Source organism: Ligilactobacillus hayakitensis DSM 18933 = JCM 14209 (assembly GCF_000615845.1).
Taxonomy (GTDB): domain Bacteria; phylum Bacillota; class Bacilli; order Lactobacillales; family Lactobacillaceae; genus Ligilactobacillus; species Ligilactobacillus hayakitensis.
Window position 1 is genome coordinate 25,429 of sequence record NZ_BAML01000009.1, and the last position, 22,430, is coordinate 47,858.

General features: G+C 35.9%; 23 protein-coding genes and 3 pseudogenes. 23 read left to right on the top strand and 3 right to left on the bottom strand.

Annotated features, from left to right (window positions below):
- Nucleotides 1–21 precede the first annotated feature (21 nt).
- Nucleotides 22–834 carry a Cof-type HAD-IIB family hydrolase gene (locus tag JCM14209_RS03910; RefSeq protein WP_035519892.1) on the top strand — a complete coding sequence of 271 codons (813 nt, stop codon included), beginning with the start codon at nt 22–24 and terminating at the stop codon, nt 832–834.
- 47 nt (nt 835–881) lie between these two features.
- Here the strand turns inward: JCM14209_RS03910 and msrB are convergent, their stop codons facing one another.
- Nucleotides 882–1,313, bottom strand: a complete 432-nt coding sequence (msrB, locus tag JCM14209_RS03915) for a peptide-methionine (R)-S-oxide reductase MsrB (protein ID WP_025022282.1) — start codon at nt 1,311–1,313, stop codon at nt 882–884.
- 22 nt (nt 1,314–1,335) lie between these two features.
- Nucleotides 1,336–1,824, bottom strand: coding sequence for a peptide-methionine (S)-S-oxide reductase MsrA (gene msrA, locus JCM14209_RS03920; protein ID WP_025022283.1), 489 nt, complete (start codon nt 1,822–1,824; stop codon nt 1,336–1,338).
- 232 nt (nt 1,825–2,056) lie between these two features.
- Here msrA and JCM14209_RS03925 point away from each other — a divergent pair, with 232 nt between their 5' ends.
- Entirely contained in the window at nt 2,057–3,277 is a 1,221-nt protein-coding gene (locus JCM14209_RS03925; RefSeq protein WP_025022284.1) for an RNA-guided endonuclease TnpB family protein, read from the top strand.
- A gap of 173 nt (nt 3,278–3,450) precedes the next feature.
- On the opposite strand, the pseudogene JCM14209_RS08980 reads toward JCM14209_RS03925, so the two are convergent.
- Nucleotides 3,451–5,387: pseudogene (locus JCM14209_RS08980) on the bottom strand (GTP-binding protein).
- Nucleotides 5,388–5,586: 199 nt separating this feature from the next.
- Between JCM14209_RS08980 and JCM14209_RS03935 the strand changes: the two are divergent.
- The 21 genes and pseudogenes from JCM14209_RS03935 (at nt 5,587) to recQ (ending at nt 22,384) form a co-directional block, all read left to right on the top strand.
- On the top strand, nt 5,587–6,894 hold the full coding sequence (locus JCM14209_RS03935; RefSeq protein ID WP_025022285.1) for a Y-family DNA polymerase: 1,308 nt from the start codon (nt 5,587–5,589) through the stop codon (nt 6,892–6,894).
- Complete coding sequence (locus JCM14209_RS08985; RefSeq protein WP_025022286.1) at nt 6,887–7,207, top strand: hypothetical protein; 321 nt, start codon at nt 6,887–6,889, stop codon at nt 7,205–7,207. The genes JCM14209_RS03935 and JCM14209_RS08985 overlap by 8 nt, the downstream gene beginning before the upstream one ends.
- Nucleotides 7,204–7,389 carry a hypothetical protein gene (locus JCM14209_RS03945; protein WP_025022287.1) on the top strand — a complete coding sequence of 62 codons (186 nt, stop codon included), beginning with the start codon at nt 7,204–7,206 and terminating at the stop codon, nt 7,387–7,389. The genes JCM14209_RS08985 and JCM14209_RS03945 overlap by 4 nt, the downstream gene beginning before the upstream one ends.
- Nucleotides 7,390–7,483: 94 nt before the next feature.
- The gene (locus JCM14209_RS03950; protein ID WP_025022288.1) at nt 7,484–8,098 is read left to right on the top strand and encodes an MmcQ/YjbR family DNA-binding protein; all 615 of its coding nucleotides are present in this window, start codon (nt 7,484–7,486) and stop codon (nt 8,096–8,098) included.
- A 651-nt stretch (nt 8,099–8,749) separates the two neighbouring features.
- The gene (locus JCM14209_RS08990; protein WP_225349679.1) at nt 8,750–8,977 is read left to right on the top strand and encodes a helix-turn-helix transcriptional regulator; all 228 of its coding nucleotides are present in this window, start codon (nt 8,750–8,752) and stop codon (nt 8,975–8,977) included.
- Between the two features lie 40 nt (nt 8,978–9,017).
- Nucleotides 9,018–9,440 carry a DUF4417 domain-containing protein gene (locus JCM14209_RS08995; RefSeq protein ID WP_476703329.1) on the top strand — a complete coding sequence of 141 codons (423 nt, stop codon included), beginning with the start codon at nt 9,018–9,020 and terminating at the stop codon, nt 9,438–9,440.
- Nucleotides 9,430–9,831, top strand: coding sequence for a hypothetical protein (locus tag JCM14209_RS03965; protein ID WP_025022289.1), 402 nt, complete (start codon nt 9,430–9,432; stop codon nt 9,829–9,831). The genes JCM14209_RS08995 and JCM14209_RS03965 overlap by 11 nt, the downstream gene beginning before the upstream one ends.
- Before the next feature lie 134 nt (nt 9,832–9,965).
- Nucleotides 9,966–10,415: a phBC6A51 family helix-turn-helix protein gene (locus tag JCM14209_RS09000; protein WP_025022290.1), complete on the top strand. Its 450-nt coding sequence runs from the start codon at nt 9,966–9,968 to the stop codon at nt 10,413–10,415.
- Nucleotides 10,416–10,494: 79 nt separating this feature from the next.
- Nucleotides 10,495–10,629 carry a hypothetical protein gene (locus JCM14209_RS10375; RefSeq protein ID WP_263640349.1) on the top strand — a complete coding sequence of 45 codons (135 nt, stop codon included), beginning with the start codon at nt 10,495–10,497 and terminating at the stop codon, nt 10,627–10,629.
- A gap of 146 nt (nt 10,630–10,775) precedes the next feature.
- A complete protein-coding gene (locus tag JCM14209_RS03980) occupies nt 10,776–11,456 on the top strand; it encodes a DNA alkylation repair protein (RefSeq protein ID WP_025022291.1) in 681 nt (226 codons plus the stop codon).
- Nucleotides 11,453–12,196, top strand: coding sequence for an ion channel (locus JCM14209_RS03985; RefSeq protein WP_025022292.1), 744 nt, complete (start codon nt 11,453–11,455; stop codon nt 12,194–12,196). Before JCM14209_RS03980 ends, JCM14209_RS03985 begins: the two co-directional genes overlap by 4 nt.
- A 95-nt stretch (nt 12,197–12,291) precedes the next feature.
- A complete protein-coding gene (locus JCM14209_RS03990; RefSeq protein WP_025022293.1) occupies nt 12,292–12,717 on the top strand; it encodes an Rrf2 family transcriptional regulator in 426 nt (141 codons plus the stop codon).
- 75 nt (nt 12,718–12,792) lie between these two features.
- Entirely contained in the window at nt 12,793–13,803 is a 1,011-nt protein-coding gene (locus tag JCM14209_RS03995; RefSeq protein ID WP_025022294.1) for an NADP-dependent oxidoreductase, read from the top strand.
- A 1-nt stretch (nt 13,804) separates the two neighbouring features.
- Nucleotides 13,805–14,641, top strand: a complete 837-nt coding sequence (locus JCM14209_RS04000) for an alpha/beta fold hydrolase (RefSeq protein WP_025022295.1) — start codon at nt 13,805–13,807, stop codon at nt 14,639–14,641.
- A 591-nt stretch (nt 14,642–15,232) separates the two neighbouring features.
- The gene (locus JCM14209_RS10480) at nt 15,233–15,385 is read left to right on the top strand and encodes a terminase small subunit (RefSeq protein WP_225349682.1); all 153 of its coding nucleotides are present in this window, start codon (nt 15,233–15,235) and stop codon (nt 15,383–15,385) included.
- Between the two features lie 117 nt (nt 15,386–15,502).
- Nucleotides 15,503–15,628 (top strand): terminase small subunit, encoded by a 126-nt coding sequence (locus tag JCM14209_RS10235; RefSeq protein ID WP_225349680.1) that lies wholly within the window; start codon nt 15,503–15,505, stop codon nt 15,626–15,628.
- Nucleotides 15,615–15,781 (top strand): annotated as a pseudogene (locus JCM14209_RS10240) (PBSX family phage terminase large subunit); the annotation flags it as partial. The gene JCM14209_RS10235 and the pseudogene JCM14209_RS10240, both read left to right, overlap by 14 nt.
- A gap of 468 nt (nt 15,782–16,249) precedes the next feature.
- On the top strand, nt 16,250–16,672 hold the full coding sequence (locus JCM14209_RS04025) for a (deoxy)nucleoside triphosphate pyrophosphohydrolase (protein WP_025022296.1): 423 nt from the start codon (nt 16,250–16,252) through the stop codon (nt 16,670–16,672).
- Nucleotides 16,662–19,667 (top strand): DEAD/DEAH box helicase, encoded by a 3,006-nt coding sequence (locus JCM14209_RS04030; protein WP_025022297.1) that lies wholly within the window; start codon nt 16,662–16,664, stop codon nt 19,665–19,667. Before JCM14209_RS04025 ends, JCM14209_RS04030 begins: the two co-directional genes overlap by 11 nt.
- A 164-nt stretch (nt 19,668–19,831) precedes the next feature.
- On the top strand, nt 19,832–20,470 hold the full coding sequence (locus tag JCM14209_RS04035; protein ID WP_025022298.1) for an SDR family oxidoreductase: 639 nt from the start codon (nt 19,832–19,834) through the stop codon (nt 20,468–20,470).
- Nucleotides 20,471–20,597: 127 nt separating this feature from the next.
- Nucleotides 20,598–22,384: pseudogene (gene recQ, locus JCM14209_RS09010) on the top strand (DNA helicase RecQ).
- The last annotated feature ends 46 nt before the right edge of the window (nt 22,385–22,430 follow it).

Genomic DNA, 22,430 nt, shown 5'->3' on the forward strand with positions numbered 1-22,430 from the left:
AATCAAAGGGGGAGATTTTTTATGATTAAAATGATAGCAACCGATATTGATGGAACTTTAGTTAACTCCAAAGCAGAGTTGACGCAAGAAACAATAAAAACGTTGGTACAAGCCCACAAACAAGGGGTAAAAATTATCTTATGTACCGGTAGACCTTTAAGTGGGATTGTGCCACTACTTGAAAAATTAGGTTTGCATAATGATGAAAGTATTGCGATTACGCAGAATGGAGCTCAAGCTGTCAGAGCGAAATCAGCGCAACCATTATTCCGAAATCTCCTTTCATATGAAGATTTTAAGGAAATTACTAACTTTTCTAAAAATCTTGACGTTGATATGTGTATGATGACAACCGATTCTAAGATGTACGTCTTTCAACGTAACGTCAATTCCAATATGATTTATGATGCTTATACCGCGCACATGGATTTACGCGTGCGGGAATTAAACGAAATCACGGAAGCTGAAAATATCGCTAAGGTAACCTGGACTGATACTAAAGAACGAATTGATGCTGTTCAAGATAAGATCCCAGCAGAATTCTTCGATAAGTACGACTGTGTTCGGACAGATCCAATCTTCTTTGATTTCATGAATAAAAAAGCAACTAAAGGAGCAGCGGTCTTACAACTAGCTCAAAGTTTTGGCTTGAAACCAGAAGAAGTTATGGTAGCTGGCGATCAACAAAATGATTTATCAATGATTACAAGTCCATGTTTTTCAGTTGCTATGGGCAATGGGGCAGAAAATATTAAAGCCGCAGCCGATTATGTTACCGCAACTAACGACGAAGACGGTTTAGCTAAAGCCGTTCAAAAATTTGTTTTAAAATAAAAAAATCGAGGAATAATCCCTTTACGAGAGATTCCTCGATTTTTTGTTTACTTCTTGAATAGCTCTTTATATTCAGATAAACCAGCTTCATCAAGTTCATTGTATGGCACAAACTTCAAAGCTGCTGAATTAATGCAATATCTTAAGCCACCACGATCAAGGGGACCATCAGTAAAAACATGACCTAAATGAGAGTCAGCGCCTTTACTTCTAACTTCAACGCGTTCCATCCCAAATGATTGGTCACGCTTTTCTTGTAATTTAGTGATTGGCTTTGTAAATGCCGGCCAACCGCAGCCGGCGTCATATTTATCGAGGGATGAAAACAAAGGTTCACCACTGACAACATCAAGGTAAATACCTTCTTTGTAAAAATCATCGTATTTACCTGTAAATGGTGCTTCGGTTGCATTTTCTTGGGTTACAGCATATTGTTCTGGTGTCAAGCGTTGACGTAATTGTTCTTTTGATTCTTCCATATTGTTCACCTGTTTTCTTAGTTTATAGTGGTTTTTGCGCTAAAGATAAGTCGATATGGCAATAGCCGTTAGGGTTCTTTTTGAGGTAGTCTTGGTGGTATGCTTCTGCAGTTACATAATTGTTAACTGGAGCTAATTCAACCGCAACTTTTCTATCGCCAGCTTCTTGTTGGATTTCATCTAACATAGCTTGAGCAACTGGTGCATCTTTTTCATCCACATAATAGATTCCGGTACGATATTGTCGGCCGATATCATTTCCTTGACGGTTAACAGAAAATGGATCAATGATGCGGAAATAGTGTTTTAAAAGATCAGTTAAGCTAATCTTTTCTGGATTATATTTAATATGCACTGTTTCAGTATGGTCAGTTAATTTAACCATTTCGTAAGTTGTAAGGCCAAACTTACCATTAGCATAACCAACAGATGTTTCTAAAACACCATCAAGTTGTTCGAAATAGCCATCGACACCCCAAAAACAGCCGCCTGCAAGATAAATTTCTTTCATCGTAATTCCTCCAGTTAATAATTATATTTTAAGGTATTCTACCTCATATTTATAACCAAAAACAAGAAATATGCTTACAAAAGAGACCTAATCTTTAGTATAAACGGGGCGTAAACCCCCTTACTTTAGTGAGGGGATATAAGCCCTTTAATGACCCGAAAGGGTCATTTTTTCTTCACTTTATTTATCCGATTTGATATAATTATACCATGGATAAAGGAGGTGAAAGATAATGGAACAAATTATTACAGCTAAAGTTAGATTATATCCAACTCATGAGCAGATTCAGCAGTTTGAAGCAATTACACGGGAATATCGTGATATTTGTAATATTGTTAGTCAATGGTATTTTGATAATCATTTTGTAGCCAAGCGTAAGCAGTTTAACAAGGAAATGTACCACCCTTTGCGGAGCAAGTTTCCTCGTGTTAATTCTGCTATGATTCAATCAACTTATCGAACGGTTGAAGCGAGGTATAAAACAGTCGAAACTCAATTATACCAACATCCTTACAAGTATAAAGATATCAACACCAACGAATGGCATCGAGAATTCCGTGACTTAAATTGGTTACAACATCCTATTAAGTTTTCTAGACCACAAGCAGATTATGTTCGCAATATTAACTACTCGTTTGTTCAAAAAGGTACAAAGATTTCTTTAAACGTTCTTGATGAACGAATTAAAGTTTCTTTTAATGGAGATTATCTTAATTTCTTTGATCCTAGCTATAAATTAGGAACAGCCAAATTAGTTAAATTGAAAGAACACTGGTTTTTACACATTCCTGTAACTATCGAAACTGAAGAGTGGCAAAAAGACGATAATCAACATGTAGTTGGCATTGATAGAGGATTACGTTTTCTCACGACCTCTTATGATGAAAAAGGTAAGACTAATTTTGTTAGTGGTAAAAGTATTGCATATAAGCGTAAAAAGTATGCTTATTTGCGAAGCAAATTACAAGCTAAAGGTACTAAATCAGCAAAGAGAAAGTTAAAACGACTAGAACACCAAGAGAACCGTTGGATGAGTAATGTTAATCATTGCTTATCTAAGACACTTGTTAAACAATATGGTCAAAATACTTTGTTTGTGCTAGAAAACCTTGCTGATGTAACTTTTGAAAAATCTAATGCTAATAAAAATCTGACTAGAGAATTACATTCATGGTCATTTTACGATTTACAGACTAAATTAATTTACAAAGCTCAAAAAAGTAAGAGTCAGGTTTTAATTGTTTCAGCGAAATATACTAGTCAACGTTGTCCGAAATGCGGTCAGATTAGAAAAGAAAACCGTAATCATTCCTTACATGAATATAAATGCGTTAATTGCGGATTCAGAACGAATGATGACCGAGTAGGTGCAATGAACTTGCAAGAATTAGGCAAACAATATATTTCAGGAATTGAAAAACCAAAATTTGAATTAAATAACGTTACTGACTGATATGTTGGTAATAAAGGGTGTTGTCAACCACCCAAACGTAACCACATAACCACATTAAGGTAGGAGGTTAGTTTTATCTAATCGTTTGAACTACAGACACGCAAGTGTCGTGAGTTACAAGCCATGGGATTTATCCCATGGTAGTTGACGGACTAGGTCTGAGTTAATCTTCGTTATATTGAATAGGGGATGTGCATAAAACTAGGAACTTCATCCCACTTAACTGGAAAACCAGCCCCATGTGCACAAAAGACAGAATCGGGGGTGTTTTCCAAATCGGCAGTTGGATTATAAGCACGTTCTTCAATGATTTCTGCTTGGTTATGACAAGGTCGATATCCTGAAACACTTAGTTCTAACATCCCCAAACCATGCGTATAAGAACGTACATCAGTAGTATAGTTTTGCATTTTTGAAACCGGCGCACTACCAGTTAAAGTCACGAGTTCACCGCTAGTTTCTTTTGGCTCAGCGGTTCCACTCATTTGTTGAATATCCGTCATGGCCCGGCCGACTTGATCGCTTGGAACGGTTAATTTAAAGTCATACCAAGGTTCTAATAATTGACTCCAACCTTGCTGATTGGCCATCATTAACCCTTGGCGCACAGCTCTCCAAGTTGCTTCTCTAAAATCGCCACCTTCAGTATGCTTATTGTGCCAAGCACCGTTAACTAAGGTGATTTTAACATCGGTTAGCGGACTTCCAGTCATAACTCCAAGATGGGTTTTAGCTTTTAGATTAGAAATAACTTGATTTTGCCAGTTAATTGGCAATATTTCAGTTTTCACATCCTTAGCTAAGACAATCCCACCATCAGGGTTTGGTTCGATAATCAAGTGTGCTTCAGCATAATGACGTAAAGGTTCAAAATGTCCCACACCTTCAATCGGATGGGTGATAGTTTCTTTGTAAAGCACGCTTCCTTGATTGAATCCAATCTCTAAGCCAAAGCGTTCTAAAAGAATTTGTTCTAAAATTTCAAGTTGAATTTTCCCCATAATTTGGAGGCGAATTTCTTCCAATTGACTAGACCAAGTTACGTTTAATAACGGATCTTCATCGCTTAATAATTGGAAAGCTTTTAAAACATTGCGGATATCTTCAGCTTTTGGATCAACCGTATAAGTCAAAACGGGCTGAATCAAGCTTAAATCATTGTCAGATAAAGCGCCTAATCCTTGACCAGGATAAGTGTTATTTAATCCGGTTAACGCCACGACATTGCCAGCAGAAACACTTGCGGTTGTTTGGAATTTTTCGCCATTATAAAGGCGCAACTGATTGATTTTTTGGCCAGCTAAAATCTCTTGTTTCGCACTGATTTGACCACCTAAAACACGTACCCAAGTTAAGCGTTCACCATTTTTGTCATGGGTAATTTTAAACACACGCGCTTTAAATTCAGCGGGAAATTGTTTTTCTTGCTCCAATGTTGAATTCCTAATAAAAATTCATCCACGCCAATTAATTTAAGGGCGGAACCAAAGAAACAAGGAAATACTTGGCGTTTTTGAATCATTGTTTTGATTTGTTCTTCGCTTACTTTGCCTGTTTCTAAAAATTCATCGAGCAGCTTTTCATCTTGCATCGCAATTTCCTCAAAAGAATCTTCAGGCATCTTGTTGAGATCATCAAATTGATTAAAGGCGATACAACCATCAGCTAAATTAGCTTTAATTTTGTCCATGACTTCATTTTGTGTCAAATTGGTAATATCCATTTTATTAACGAAAATAAAAGTCGGCACGCCATAGTGTTGAAGCATAGACCAAAGTTTGCGGGTATGTTCTTTAATTTCATCGTTAGCACTCACAACTAAAATGGCATAATCCAAAATCTGCATGACTTGTTCTAACTGTGAAGAAAAATCCACGTGTCCAGGAGTATCTTCAATCACCAATTGCAACGCATCATTTTGCAAAATTGCTTGATGAGAAAAAATGGTAATTCCACGTTTTTTTTCAATCTCATTATTATCTAAAAAGGCATCGCCATTATCGACACGACCAAGATTCCGAATACTGCCTGCTTGATATAAAAGGACTTCAGTTAAGGTCGTTTTGCCGGCGTCGACATGCGCGAAAATTCCGGTGACGATATTTTTCACAAGCATCGTCCTTTCTCAAAAGTGTATAGCTATATTTTATAATATTTCGCTAATAAATTGAATTAAAACGAAAGGAAATATTTGAGGTATAACTTTGATAGTTATATACCAAAAAGGAAATATATAATTGACGGATAAATTTCCAAATAATATAATAACCATATAGGAATTTTATTAGGCGAGATTGGCAGGTGAAAAGATGACAACATTTGATTATAGTAAAGAACCGCACGGGGTATTTTTCATGATTGATAGTAAGTCTTTTTACGCGAGTGTCGAAAGTGTTGAACGCGGCTTAAATCCGCTCCAATCAATTCTAGTGGTAATGTCAGAAGCTAAAAATACCGGTGGTGGCTTGGTGCTTGCGACTAGTCCTAAAGCAAAAAAGCTCTTTAATTTAAAAAACGTAGATCGAATGCGCGATTTGCCACAAGATCCACGTTTATTAGTGGTGCCGCCACGGATGAATTTGTATATCGAAATGAATCTTAAAGTTAATCAAATTTTCAGTCGCTTTGCTGCCGAAGAAGATATTTTACCGTATTCAATTGATGAATCACTGGTAGATATGACCAAAACCTGGAAGATGTTCGGGAAAACTAAAGAAGCAGTCGCCAGAAAAATTCAGTTGGCCGTTAAAGAAGAATTAGGCATCTATACAACGGTTGGAATTGGTGAAAACCCTACGCAAGCAAAGCTAGCTTTAGATTTGTTTGCTAAAAAGAGTAAGGATTTAATTGGGATGCTTGATTATCAATCTTTTGGAGCAAAAATTTGGCCTATTGAAGAACTCGCGCAAATTTGGGGGATTGGCAAGAGAACAGCCAACCACTTAAATCGTTGTGGAATTCAGAGTATGCATGACTTAGCCTTTAGTAATCCTTATCAACTCAAGGAAGAATTTGGGATTATCGGCACCCAACTTTTTGCGACTGCTTGGGGGATTGACCGCACACAATTGAACCAACGTATTCAAGTTAAAGAAAAGAGCATCGGCAACAGCCAGGTATTACCGCGCGATTATCGCGAGTATCGGGATGTAAGTGTGGTGGTTGACGAAATCGGCCGCCAAGTTGCCGCACGTTTGCGAAAGAGAAAAATGCAAACGCAAGTGATTCGTTTATCAATCGGATATTCAATGACAGTTCAAAGTGAAGAAAAAACTCATGGATGGGCTCATGAAATCAAGGTTTCACCCACAGATAGTCCGACTGAAATCTTGGCGAATTTAAAATATATGCTGCAACGATATTGGACGGGACTTCCGGTCCGTCACGTCGGCGTTTCAGTGGGGCGTGTGATGAAAAAAAGCTACGTCCAACTGGATTTGTTTCACGATCCTAAACAACTGGAAAAAGAAAATAAACTTAATCAGGTTATGGATAAAATTCGTAAACGCCATGGTAAAACAGCTTTGTATTTTGGTAACAGCCTTGAAAAAGGTGGAACCTATGTTGAACGCCAATCATTAGTAGGGGGACATAATGGAGGGAATACGCTTGAATGATGAAAAATATGACAAAATGGTAAAAAGGATATTAGAAAACTTGCAACCTTATTTTAAATTACAGAAAATCAATACAATTTACTCTATTCAAGTTGTTGATAATCCATATCAAAAAAAGTATAACTTCTTTTTTGTAATCGCGAAAAAAAAGCAACGCACCCGTTCGATACCAATTGGAATCTTGCATGATTATCGAATGGAAGCACTAGAAGAACTGTGTCACCAACTAAAGCAAAAAGTGGATTTTACCTTGCGTTTTGAAAATTTTGAGGCGCAAACTTGGGATGATGGAAGGAAAATTTATGATATATGAAGATTGAAAAACTAAGCGATGAAAAATTAGCGCAAAGTTTCTTTAATCATGATTATCATGATCGTGGTATTATGAAATGGAATGGATTTATGATTTCAGATCATGCCACCAAGATTAAAGAAGTTAATAAAACAGCGCAACAAAGTACTTTACCAAGCAATGTTGAGGATTTAGCGAAGTAAAAAGTTCGCTGTGTAAAAATAGTCTACTTTTCGTTGTGTAAGAATGGTCTTGATTTCGGTGTGTAAAGATAGTCTGAAATAATGGGGATGAATTATGTTAGAAGAGAAATTAATTGCATATGGGTTCAAAAAAAATAGGGATAATCAATTAAGCTATCAACAAAATGTTATTCCAAAACAAATTGACCTCAAAATTACGGTGGTTAATCAAAAGTTGCAAACTCAATTATGGAACATAGATTTTGATGAGGAATATGTTATATCGTCACAAGCAACGGGAAGTTTTGTGGCGGAAGTTAAAGAAAAAGTGGATGCAATCTTAGAAGATATTCACGCTAAATGTTATGAACGGCCTCAAGTTGAACGCCTTCAAGCATTAATAGAAGAAAAATACGGACTCAAACCCAAACATCCCTTTAAAACTTACCATGAGATAACTACTTACAATGGATATAAAGACAAAATTTTTGCGATGTTTTGGCCGCTAGAAAAAGGAAAAATAACCAAAAAGAATGATTCGAAAATCATCAATATGTTAAATGTTAAGGCTGATCCAGATGAAGTTTTACGCCTACAAACAAAACCAGGATTTTACCCAGCTTATCATATGAATAAAAAACATTGGGTGACGGTTCTTTTGGATGAATCGCAAACAGATGATGTAATTTTTACGTTGATTAAGCAAAGTTTTGAATTAATTAAAAAGTGAGTCAGATCCTATAAACCGGCTTTTTTGATGGGTTATTTATAGTGTCATATTAAGGAAAATTATAGAAAGTTTAAAAAGGAGAAAATACTCAATAGATAGAGAGTTTTTTCTCCTTTTTCATTTTCTACCCAAAATCTTACCACAAAAACTAAAAAGAAACGAATTTTGATAATTTTTCTGTGATTGATTTTCCTTGTCTAAGTATCTTGTTTCGCAAATCGAACAACTATCAGCAATACGATTAGACAAAATACATGTTAGAACGAAAGACTTTTTTAGCAGGTTCCTACGAGGGAACCCATTTCATACTTTCATTTAAGGTTGATTGATACCTTATGAATATTAAAGAAAGGAGAAAAGGTTCTTGAAAAGGACAGAAAAAAGAACCAAGATGAAACAAGAAAACAAAATAAGATAATCTACCGACTAACAATTATAGGATTTATCTTAGAAGTTCTTGATAAAATTCATTCTTGGTTCTTCTAACTAAACTAAGGTGCTTTGGCCCCTAGGTTTAGTATATATTAAAAAGAACCGTATAAGCAAATGAAAAAGAGAACACAAAACAATATAATAATAGCTTTACTAATATTATGGATATTAATAAATTTGATTGATATTATAATTTTTTAGAAAGAGAGATGATTAAAAATGGCTACAAAATTAAAAGTTTTGAGAGCTGAGCATGATTTAACACAAAGAGATTTAGCTGAAATTTTAGGAACAAATCAAAAAGTAATATCTACTTGGGAAAGTGGGAAAAGTGTTCCTAGACCTGCTATGATGCAGAGAATAGAAGATTACTTCCATGTTCCAAAGGAAGAAATTTTTTTACAGCATTTAATTATTCTAGTTAGGAGTACATTTCTTTTTAGATGATTATCAGATAGAAAGAATATGGAACAGACCAGAATTTTATATCAACAAATTAAAAGACTTTGATTGTGTATTAACTCTAGATTTTAGTTTATATAGCGATATGCCAAAATCTATGATGATTTGGAACACATACCGTTCAAGATTAATTGGTCAATTAATGCAGAAAGCAGGAATAATTGTTATTCCAACTGTATCATGGGCAGATGAAAAAACATTTGATTTTTGTTTTGATGGCTTACCACAAGAAAGTACTTTAGCAATTAGTACAATTGGTGTTAGAAGAAAACAAAGTGATTATGAGTTGTGGCAAAGTGGTGTAGATGAAATGATAGAACGTTGTAAACCCAGAAGGCTAATGATTTATGGTGATGAAGTAGACTATCAATTTCCAAAAAACATAGTTGTTAGATATTATGAAAATAAAAATATTAGCAGATTAAAGAGGATAAGTAATGGGCGGTAGAGGTGCAGCATCTGGTATAAGTGATAAAGGAAGAAAATATGGGACTGAATATCATTCTGTATTAGTTAAAGACAATATTAAGTTTGTGAAGTATAATTTTGGAAATACGACTGTTCCACTAGAAACTATGTCTGCTGATAAAAGAAGAATATATGCAACTATTAATAATCAAGGAAAAGTTAAGTTTATTACTGGATATTCAAAAAATGGTAAATTGGCTTGGCAGATAGATGTGAGTGGTAAAGCGCATTATGTAGATGGAAAAAGAATTAATACTCCCCACATCCATATTGGCAATGATCATGTAAATACAAAAGTTAAAAGTTTAAACAAACGATATAGAAAAATATTACATAAAGCGCAGGAAGCATGGTACAATAGAAACAGCTAGAGTGAATGTAGTTTAAAGGTTAAAACGACAGATTTCTGTTATGGGGGTTAAAATCCCTCCCGTTCTAGTCGAGCATCCAAGAAATTGGGTGCTTTTTTTGTATTCAAAATTTGAATGGAGGTGGGTGATATGAAGTGAAGAAAAGTAGTAAGAAATTGGACAAAACTGGACAAATAGGACCCTTTTTTGAATTAGATAAAAGGCGCCAAAAAGCTGTTATATTACTATTTGAAGATGAATTAACAGATGAAGAAATTGCAAAAAATGTCCAACGTAGAAGATCAACATTAGATAATTGGAAAAATGATGATAAATTCAAAGCGGCACAAGAGCAATATAAGAAATTAGTCGTCAAGAAAGATTTTGAGAGTAAAGCATTAAGAAAGCTGATTAAGCTAATTGATGCCAAGTCAGAAATGGTGCAACTACAAGCTGTTACAACAATTCTCAAAATGTCAGGGATGTTATCTGAAGATAGTACTCCTGAGTTAGACCAAGCTAAGTTACGTAAAGCTAATTCAGAAGCAGATATTGCTAAATCTAAAGCAATCTTAGCTCAATACGAAGTACAAATCAGACAATAAGAATTTGCTGATAACGATGAAGAAGAAAGGACAGACGACTTAATGGGAGCTGTAAAACAAAGCATGGAGGGAATTTTTGATGGTGAAATCGAAACTTAATTTAAAATTCTCATTCAAATCATTCTCTAAGAAGCAACTTCAAGTATTGTTTTGGTGGCAGTATCCGGAATACCAAGATAAGTTTGCAATCATTGCTGACAATTCTTTTGGATGAATCTCAAACAGATGATGAAATTCTTAAGTTAATTGCTCAAAGTTTTGAATTAATTAAAAACTAAAGTCGAGTTAAGCACTCGGCTTTTTTTGATGGGCAATTTCTAGTATCATAATAATAGAAAATTTAAAAAGGAAATTATGTAGATGACATTAATTGAAGAATTAAGACAAGATTTTGAAGGATTAGAAAACAAAGAAAACGCTCAAAAAATGGCCGCTTACATGCGCAATCAATTTGAATTCTATGGTATTAAAACACCACAACGTAACCAAATGTTTAAGCCATATTTGAAACGTTTAAAAGAAACAAACAAGATAGATTGGGATTTGCTAAAAGAAATGTGGAACCAACCTCAGCGTGAATGGCAATATTTTGTCTGCCATGTGATCAAGGAACTCCGCTCAAACTTACGGGCAGCTGATATTAATCAACAACTCCAATATTTCATCGTGACCAAATCTTGGTGGGATACCATTGATTCACTAGATAAAATTATCGGAAATATTGAATATCCAAGTGATGAAGTAAATCAAATTATGGAAGAGTGGTCGGTAGCGGATAATCTTTGGATGCGCCGCATAGCGATTGATCATCAATTGCTGCGCAAAGAAAAAATGAATGAAGTACTCTTAACTAGAATTCTCAATAATAACCTTGGACAAACAGATTTCTTTATTAGAAAAGCGATGGGCTGGATTTTGCGGGATTATTCCAAAACTAATCCCAGTTTTGTGCAAGCTTATTTAGACAAATATCAAACAAAGCTTGCACCATTAACGATCCGTGAGGCTTCAAAATATCTAAAAAAGGATGAAAAAAAGTGAAATTAACCCGACAAAATATATATCAATTAACCATGTCAGCTTTAGGGTTCATCTCAATTGTCATGACATTACAATATTATATGGGAACACTTAATCTGGGTAAGTATCCCTGGGTTTTGATCGATAGTTTTATTATTATAGTGTTTGCGCTTGATTATTTTTGTAGATTGTTAGCGGTCAAAAACAAATGGTTATTTTTCAAGCATAACGTCTTTGATTTATTAGCAATTTTGCCAACAAGTATCTTATTAGGCCTTTTGGGGTTGGCTGGAATCCATGTGGGCCACACGATGAAGCTAGTACAATTTGTTCGTATGGTCGGAATTTTGGGCAAAATTAATCGTATTATGAAAACTCATGATGTGATTTACTTAACCTATGCGAGTGTTTCGGTTTTGGTGGTAACAGCTTCGTTTTACTCAATTGTCGAAAAAATTTCATTGAAACAATCACTTTGGTGGGCGATTGTCACTTCGTCAACAGTGGGGTATGGGGATGTTTCGCCGACAACCAATACCGGCAAACTTTTATCAACATTTCTCATGATTGTTGGAATTGGGTTCGTGGGGGCGTTAACCTCAACGCTAGCTTCATTTTTTACTGCCAGAAAGATTAATGTGCGCCGCGTGAATGAAGAATTAGGCGCCGAATTAACGCAGCTCAAAAAGTTATATGAACAAGAATTAATCACAGAAGAAGAGTATGACGCCAAGAAAAAGCAATTATTAAATATTAAGTAGAAAATTCTCCAAACACGGAGGATTTTTTTCTTGCGCATAGAATTGAATTTCGTTATACTTGTTCTTGTATTAGATACAAGTTGAAGGAGGAAAAGATGGATACGAAATTTTCAGTGGCATTACACATTCTAACGATGATTAGCGAAACCACAGAAACGCTTAGCTCCAATTCTTTGGCGAATAGTGTGGGAACCAATGCCTCATATATTAGAAAAGTAATTGCCTTGTTGAAAAATGCTGGTTTAATTAGCTCGCAACAAGGAAAATCGGGTTATCAACTCACCAAGGATCCGGATAAGATGAGCTTGCTGGAAATTTATTATGCGACCCAAGAAGTTGCTCAGGTACATTTATTCCAGGTTCATCAAAATACCAATCGAACCTGTCCGGTGGGTAAGTACATTAAAGGAGCCGTTTCACCAATTTTTGAAGATTTAGAAAGTCAATTAAGCCAAAAATTAGGGGATCAAACCCTTCAAAATGTTATCGATAATCTATATCAAGAATCAAAGAAATACTAGAACTGACCGCTAATGGCCAGTTATTTTTTACAAACAGTTGTACTTGTATTAGATACAAGTCAAAAAGGAGAACACATGAAAGCAGCATTAATCACAAACTACAAGAAAAATGATATTACCCTACAAATGAAAGAAGTTGATACGCCAACAATTCAAGCGAATGAAGTTTTAGTAAAAGTTAGCGCCGCCGGGGTTAATCCGCTTGATAATTTAATTTCAACGGGCCTAATGAAAGTTATTTTGCCATATAAATTACCTCAAATTGCCGGCAATGAAGTGGTAGGAACCATTACTAAAGTTGGCAAGGAGGTCACTGAATTTAAGATTGGAGATCGCGTATTTTCGCGGTTACCGCTTGAAAAAATTGGGGCCTTCGCTGATTATGTGGCCGTAAACCAGGACGCTATCGCTAAAGTTCCGACATATTTATCCGATATTGAAGCCGCAGCGATTCCATTGACAGCTCTCACAATCATGCAGGCCTTTGAGTTAATGCAAATCGAACCGCAAAAAACGATTTTCATTTCCGGAGGTACTGGGGGTGTGGGTGCGATGGCAATTCCAATCGCCAAAGCAAAAGGTTTGAAGGTGATTACGAACGGAAGCGTTATGAACCAACAACGCGTGCTTGATTTAGGAGCTGATCAATTCTTAGATTACAAAACCCAAGATTACACCAAAGAACTCAGTGAAATTGACTATGTGTTAGATACTTTAGGTGGTGCTGAAATTGAAAAGCAAATGTCAATCATGAAAAAAGGTGGACATTTAGTTTCATTAAGAGGGATGCCAAATGGAGCGTTCGCTAAAAGAGCACAGTTACCCAAATATAAGCAATTACTTTTGGGGTTGGTAGGACATAAATTTGACCGCATGGCTGCTAAGTATGGGGTGCACTATTATTTCATGAATGTTGAAAGTAATGGTAAACAACTTCAAGAAGTCGCAGAAATTTTAAGCCAACAACAAATCAAACCTTCAATTGATACGGTCTATTCATTCGCTCAGGTAAATGAAGCCTTAGATAAAGTGGCTAATGGACGTTCTAAAGGAAAGACGGTTTTGAGTTTTGAAGGAGAAAAATAAATTGAGTTATATAACAACTAAAAATCAGTTCATCGAAGTAAATAAGCAACAAATTGCTTATCGAATTTTGAATGAACCAGCTGCCGGCAAACCTTTAGTGATGCTCACTCATTTAGCGGCTACGATGGATAATTGGGATCCGAAGTTAATCGATTTATTGGCGCAATCCAGAACGATTATCGTTGTCGATTTACCTGGGGTTGGGGAAAGCCAAGGGAAAGTCGCAACAAGTATTGAAGCCATGGCTAAACAAGCATTGGATTTCATTGAGAGTTTAGGGTATGGAAAAATTGATTTACTCGGGCTTTCAATGGGTGGAATGATTGCGCAAGAATTAGTAAGACTAAAATCAGAATTAGTTGATCATTTAATTTTAGTCGGAACCGCACCTAGAGGGGGACTTGAAGTTGACCAAGTTACGAAAAAGACTTTTAAGTATATGTTAAAAGCAATGGTAACTTTTCAAGACCCTAAGCGTTATATCTTTTATCCCCACGATAAGCATGGGCGAAAAATTGCGCATACAATATTGAATAAAATGAAATCACGCACAAAGGAAAATCGTGATCAACCGATGAAAGTAACTAGTTTTATGCGCCAATTAAAAGCAATCAATGCTTGGGGGAAAAAATTCCCAGATGATTTAGCATTCATTAAGCAACAAACACTGATTGTTAATGGTGATAAAGATATGGAAGTTCCTACTCAAAATTCATATCAAATGCATGAAAAAATCGCTAATAGTCAACTAATTATCTATAAGCACGCGGGCCACGGGTCGATCTTTCAATATGCCGATGAATTCGTTCAAACTTTAAATGGATTCTTAGAAAATTAAGTTTTATTTGAATATACAAATTAATGTTTAGGATATCATCTCAGAAGGGGTGATATCCTTTTTTGGTACATACAAGAATTGTAGGAACTTATTCATAGAGACATTATTCTTAAAAAAGGAGTATTATGCCAAGGACATTATGTGGGAAATAAAAAAATAGATCCCCCGCATACTCATGTTGGATATGAACATCAAGGATCGAAGACAAGAAGTTTAACAAAAAAGGAGAGAAATTTAGTTGAATATGTAAAGAAAATATGGAACAATAGAAAATGAGGATGAAGTAGTTTTAAAAGGGAAAACAACGGCTACTTACCAAGAAAAATGACTTAGTACTTGTTCACAGGATTTGCGTATTTGGTCTAATGCTATATGCCCACTAGCATGGTATTTAGAGTCCGCTATTGTAGAGGCGAGTTTATCTAGTGGAATTAGCCCGCCGTTCTTGTCAAGGAAAGCATGTAAGCTAGTCGGACAGTTGCGGGTTCAAATCCTGCCCATCCTCATTATGTTATTTTATTATAAGCATCCAAGAAATTGGATGCTTTTTTGTATTCAAAATTTGAAAGGAGATGAGTAGTATTGGGAAAATTGACTAATAAACAACAAGCTTTTATTAATTACTATCTAGGTGAGAGTAAGATGAATGCTACTGATACGGCTCGTTGTGCTGGGTATAAACATCCAAATAAACAGGGCCCAGAAAACTTGGTACTCAAATTGCTCAACGAATGGAACAAATGAAAAAAGATTCTATTGCTACTCAAGAAGAACTATTACAGTTTATGACTGCTGTAATACGAGGAGAAGAAACTGAAAAATTAGTAACTAATGTGGGCTATTGTAGAAGTTCCGGTATCAATGAAAGACAGGATTAAAACTGCTGAATTACTTGGTAAATCTTATGGAATGTTTACTGATAAGAAAGAAATAAATGCGTCATTAGACATTGATGTTGGGGTAGGTGATTGGGATGCAGAAGATTAAGCTTAATTTTCCTAAACCTAGCAAAGTTTTCAATAAGCAGATTTACGATAGTCTTGAAGATTATTCTAAGTTCATAGAAGTATGTATGGCGGTGCCAGTTCTGGCAAGTCATACGGTGTTGTTCAGAAGGTGGTTCTTAAAGCACTAAAGCAATAAAAAATATTGACAAACTATATAAATAAAGATAACATGAGAGTGTAGACAAGGAGGTTTTACCTCTTTTCATATAGAGATTGGCTATCTCTAGTTTTTGCGGTTGGCTACCGTAGTGTCATTTATTTTACTCCTTTCTGTTCTTCTGACAGAAAGGTTTTTTTATTATTCTTAGAAAATACAAGACACCTTGTTTCTACTATCATATAAGTAGAAGCGAGGTGTCTTTTTTTGCTAACAATCTTCTTGAAGTTTCTTGGTATGCAAAAAGTATGCACTTTTTAAGTGTTTATTCAATAGATCCTTGATATATATATGTTTGTGTTGAAATATCATAATTTCAGAAGGATGATATCCATTTTTGGTACATACAAGTTTAACGGAAATTAAAGTTTTTCTGGTCAAGATCTATAAATTAAATTATCAACCTGGTACAATGAGGGTAATTTCAAGGAATAGGTGATTAAAATGGCTAAAAAATTAATTAAAGTTGTCGGCGCAGCCCTTGTTAGCGGCGACAAGATTTTAACAACGAAAAGAAACTCAGATCGCATTTTAGGGGATTTGTGGGAATTTCCTGGGGGTAAGATTGAACCCAATGAAACACCACAGGCTGCTCTTAAGCGAGAATTAGAAGAAGAGTTCGATGATGAAATTATCGTTGGTGATCATATCGCAACAGCTAGTTATGAATATGACTTTGGGATTGTTGAATTGAGCGTGTATTTCGCCAAGTTAGTAACAAAAAACTTCGAGTTAATCGCCCATAGCGAAGTTAAGTGGCGCACAGTTGATGAATTTGATGAAATTACTTGGGCACCGGCCGATGTTCCAATTGTTGAAGCAATGAAGCAAATTAAAATTGAGGATGTTAAGTTCGATGACAAGTAAGTTAGAAGATAATTTAACGAATACCGTTCTAAGTAACTACATTGATAAAGATAAATATATTGCGGATGGAAATTTGTCGGCACAATTAGTCGCTAACACCTCAAGTAAATCAAATGTTTATCGCACGCTGAAAGCTGAGCTCCAAGTCGCTAAAAGTTTTATTTTTGCGGTCGCCTTTGTAACTCAAGGCGGGTTAGGACAATTAAAAACAGTTCTAAAAGATCTTGAGAAAAAAGGGGTTAAAGGACGCATTTTAACTTCAACGTATCTTTATTTTAATAAGCCAGAAGTTTTCAGAGACTTGATGAAGCTTGAAAATGTTGAGGTACGGGTGTTTGAAAGAAAAATTGGTTCCAAAACTGTTCCGTTTCACGCCAAAGGTTATTTATTTGAACACCAAGAAGGTTATCAATCAATGATTATCGGGAGTTCCAACTTAACGGATACGGCGATTATTAGTAATTATGAGTGGAACTTGCGGGTAACTTCGCTTGAAAATGGAGATATTACCCAAGCAATTTCTGAAAAAATTGAAGCAGAATGGCAAGAAGCAACGCCATTAACTAATAGTTGGATTGAAAATTACAAGGTCGACTTTGCAAAAAACGCGACGGTTCGCGTGAAGTTAAGTGATTATAAGAAACAAACTAATCCTGATGCGGCAGAGGATTTTGAAACAAATGTTGCTGAAGAAGCAAGCAAATATCGTGTTAAGGATAAAAAATCCAAAGAGATTAATCCTAATCGTATGCAAGATAAAGCTTTAAGACGTTTGTTTGCATTACGTGGTACAGGGGCTAATAAAGGATTAATCATCTCAGCGACGGGAACTGGAAAGACATATCTTGGAGCGTTTGATGTAAGAGAGTTTGCGCCAGATCGTTTCTTATTTGTTGCCCACCAAGAACAAATTTTGCGTAAATCTTTGGAAAGTTTTTATCAAGTAATAGGTGGAAATAAGCAAGATTACGGGATTTTTAGTGGAACAACTAAAGAAGGTTTAGATAAGAAATATGTTTTTGCGACTGTCCAAACTTTATCTAAAGATGAAAATCTGGAATTATTTGGCAAGAAGGCATTTGACTATATTTTGTTTGATGAAGCGCATCACTTAGGAGCACCCTCCCAACAAAAGGTATTCAATTACTTTGAACCTAAGTTTATCTTGGGGATGACCGCTACTCCAGAAAGAACGGATGACTTCAATGTTTATGAGTTGTTTGATTATAACATCGCATATGAAATTCGATTGCAAGATGCTTTAAATGAAGATATGCTGACACCATTTCATTACTATGGGATTGAGGATTATGAAATTGACGGCCAAGTCATCGACGATAATACGCAATTAGAGCGCTTAGTTGCACCAGACCGAGTAAAATATATCATCAAGCAAACAGAATATTATGGATATTCAGGTGAAACTTTGCATGGATTAATTTTTTGTTCAAGAAAAGAAGAAGCTTATGATTTAGCGAAAGAATTGACAAAGCAAGGCTTCAAAGCCAAAGCCCTAACGGGTGATCACACCATGCAAGAACGCCAAGCTGTGATTAGCGAGCTTGAAAGAGGAGAGATTCAATATATTGTTACCGTTGATATTTTTAATGAAGGAATCGATATTCCTTGTGTCAACCAGGTTGTGATGTTGCGTAATACGAAATCAAGTATCGTCTTTATCCAACAACTAGGGCGAGGCTTGCGTTTATCTGATAACAAAGAGTTCGTGACCGTTATTGATTTTATTGGGAATTATGAAAATAATTACCTTATTCCAATTGCTTTAACCGGCGATAAATCGCATAGCAAAGACAATGCACGGGATACCGTTGATTTAGAACCTTTATACGGACTTTCTTCAATTAACTTCACAGAAGTTGCTAAAGAAAGAATTTATCGCTCGATTAATAATACGAACTTATCGGAAATGAAGAAGATTAGGGATGAATATGTAGCGATTAAAAATCGTTTAGGCAGAATTCCAATGATGTTCGATTTACAAAAAGAATCAATTGACGCAAGTGTGATTGCGAATAAGTTTAAAGATTATGCAGCATTCTTGCTTAAGATGAAAGAAAAAATACCTTCAATTGATGATTATACAACCAAGGTTTTACGCTTTATGACAATCGAATTAGCAAATGGGATTCGCAAGCACGAATTATTATTATTGAAGGCCTTATCGGAAGATAGTGGAACTATTTCTGAAGAAAAGTACCGTGATTTATTAGAAGCAAATAATTGTTACCTTGATGATGAAGTTTTATATTCGGTTGATCAAATGTTAAGTTTAGAATTTTTCGCTGGTAAAACTTCTCCGAATAAAGAAGGTTATGGCAATAATGCTTTAGTTCTGCATTCAAAAGGAAAATATCGGTTAAACGAACCGCTTAAACAAATGTTAGCTGATGATTTTGCGAAGAAGTTGTTTGTGGATGCGATTGAAACAGGTTTACTTAAAGCTGAAGGTTTTAAATCAGATCGTCAATTTACGATTGGAAAACGCTACAGCCGTCGGGATGTTTGTCGCTTATTGAATTGGGAAAAGAATATTACTGCTCAAAATATTGGGGGATACTTTATTAATTCAACTAACCAAACTTGTCCAATTTTCATTACTTACCAAAAGAGTGAAGATATTAGTGAAACGATAAATTATGAAGATGAATTTAAGAACCGTAATATTTTGCATTGGTATAGTAAAAATAAACGAAAAATCGAAGGAGCGGAAATGCAAAAATTCCTTGATGGAGTAGCAGAAGGTGACCAAAAACTTACCATGCATCTTTTCGTGAAGAAGTCTGATGATGAAGGGTCTGATTTCTTTTATCTTGGGACATGCAAAGTAGTTGATGGCACAGTTAAACAAGAATATCGTCAAATCCAAGAAGAAAAGCCAGATCCAATCGTATCAATGGACTTACGTTTAGATGCTCCCGTAGAAATGGACCGTTATCTCTCACTCACGCGTACTGTTGTAAGTGCAGCTAACTAGCAGGAAAATCACGTTGCCTACAGTAAATATGTTCGCTAGTTAATATGAGAAGTCAATAGAGGTTACCACTAAGATTTCCCTAAAAGAGGAGATTTTGCCAAGGTAATTAAAAAAGTGTAAAATATACCTAAGATATAATCTCAAATAGTAAGGGGAACTTAAATATGAAAGTATTTGTTATTGGTGGGACTGGCCGTGTTGGGGCTAGCTTAGTCCGTCAGTTACTAGATTTTGATCATGAAGTTATTGTCGGTTCTCGTCATGAAAACGAAGAACTTACGGCTGCAGGAGCAACTTTTAAAGAACTTGACTTACACGCATCATATGATGAAATCGCTGAAATCATTGGCGATGTGGATGCAATTTACTTTACAGCTGGCTCACGCGGAAAAGACTTGCTTCAAAGTGATGCCTTTGGTGCCGTTAAAACAATGCAAGCAGCTAAGCGTAACGGAATCAAGCGTTACATCATGCTAAGTGCATACAAATCACTTGAACCAACCGCATTTGAGGTTGAACCATATTCTCAAATAAAGGAATACTACATGGCAAAATACTTTGCTGATTATCACTTGGTTCACATGCCAGAATTGGATTACACAATCATGCAACCAGTTGCTTTGGTTGAAGAAAAAGGTAGCCACATGTACGCAACCGGTTCAGATATTGGAAAGACAGTTGCGATTGAAGATGTGGCCTTAGCATTAGTGCACGTGCTTGAAAACCCAGCAACATTCCACAAAGTAATTCCATTCAGTAATGGAAAAGCAGACTTTGGTTCTGTCATTACTTCATGCCAATAAGATGAATATTACCGAGAAGACCGGTTGGTTTTCTCGGTTTTTTAGTGGGGAAATGAAGTTCTAAAAAAGAGTTAAAAATTCTGCGTATGTTATAATAGAAAACGACTAAAAAGAAGGAAGAAAACTCATGCGTGAATATAATACCGATCAAGCACATGCTTTATTAAAAGAATATTTTGGATATGATGAATTTCGCCCCGGACAAGAAGAAATTATTAGTGCGGTGGTTAATGGTAATAATACTTTAGGGATTATGCCAACCGGGGGTGGAAAATCAATGTGTTATCAAATTCCAGCCTTAATGATGGATGGTTTAACCATTGTTGTTTCGCCCTTGATTTCTTTGATGAAAGACCAAGTTGATAGTTTGAAAGAAATGGGAATTCCGGCGGGGATGATTAATAGTTCCTTGGAAGGCGATGATTTTTTTGAAACGATTCGGGATGCGAGAAATTTGAAGTATAAACTTCTATACATCGCTCCTGAACGCTTAGAAAATCCCGCCTTCATGGAAATGTTGCAAACGATGCCAATTGACTTAGTTGCCATTGATGAAGCCCACTGTATGTCACAATGGGGCCATGATTTCCGTCCAAGTTACCTTGAATTAGGCAATGTAATCCCTCAAATTACTACTAATCCAACGGTGGTGGCGTTAACTGCGACGGCGACACCTAAAGTCGCTTTAGATATTAAAAATAATCTTGGTATCCCCGCAAATAATGAAGTAAAGACTGGTTTTGCTCGTGATAATTTATCTTTTAAAGTTATTAAAGGAGTTCAACCACGGGACTACATCATTAATTATTTACGCAGCCACGAAAAAGAATCTGGGATAATCTACGCAGCGACCCGCTCGGAAGTTGATCGCATTGCGGTTTTCCTTCAAAAATTAGGGATTAAAGCAAAGCCATATCATGCCCAACATACTGCTGAAGAACGCCAAGAAGCCCAAGATGATTTTACTTTTGACCGTGTTCAAGTCATCGTCGCTACCAACGCATTTGGGATGGGGATTGATAAAAGTAATGTGCGCTTTGTTATTCACGCACAAACTCCAGGTAGTATTGAAGCTTATTATCAAGAAGCTGGAAGAGCTGGACGAGATGGGTTGGAAAGTGAAGCGATTTTACTTTATCGTGATGCTGATATTGGTTTGCGAAGAACCTGGATTGATGCATCAGAAGCGAATGAAGCTCATCGAACACGAGAGTATGACAAGTTAGAGTGGATGCGACGTTACGCCAATACTGAAGATTGCTTGCAGCAGTTTATTGTGCGCTATTTCGGTGGTGATTGTGAGCCTTGTGGTAAATGTTCAAATTGCTTGGATGAACGCGATTCCGAAGACATTACCATCGAAGCACAAAAAGTCTTATCATGTGTGGTGCGTTTGAATCAACGTTTTGGTAAGAAAATTGTCGCCCAAGTTCTAAAAGGATCAAGTACACAACGAATTTTAGAAATGAACCTTGATGAAGTGACAACTTATGGAATCATGAAAGCTTGGACATTAAAAGAAATTGAAAATCTGATTGATTATTTGGCCGCTAGCAATATTTAATGACCCAAAGCGGCCAATTTCCTACGTTATTATTGACTCAAAAAGGACTGGCAGTCTTAAAAGGTCAAGAAAAAGTCACGCGTAAAGTTGATCGCATCGTTGAAAAAGAAGTTGAAGTCGATAATGAATTATTTGAACGTTTACGGGAATTACGGCTTGAAATTGCCCGCGATCAAAATACCGCACCATTTATTATCTTCTCGGATAAAGCGCTCAAAGATATGTGCGAAAAGCTTCCAACGACAGATGAAGAATTCTTAAACGTCAAAGGGGTCGGCCAATCAAAACTTGAAAATTACGGGCCCGAATTTATGGAAGCAATTGAACAATGGAAAATTACTCATGAGTAAATAAAAATATCTCTCAAGTTACTTAAAGCAGGTAACGTGAGGGATA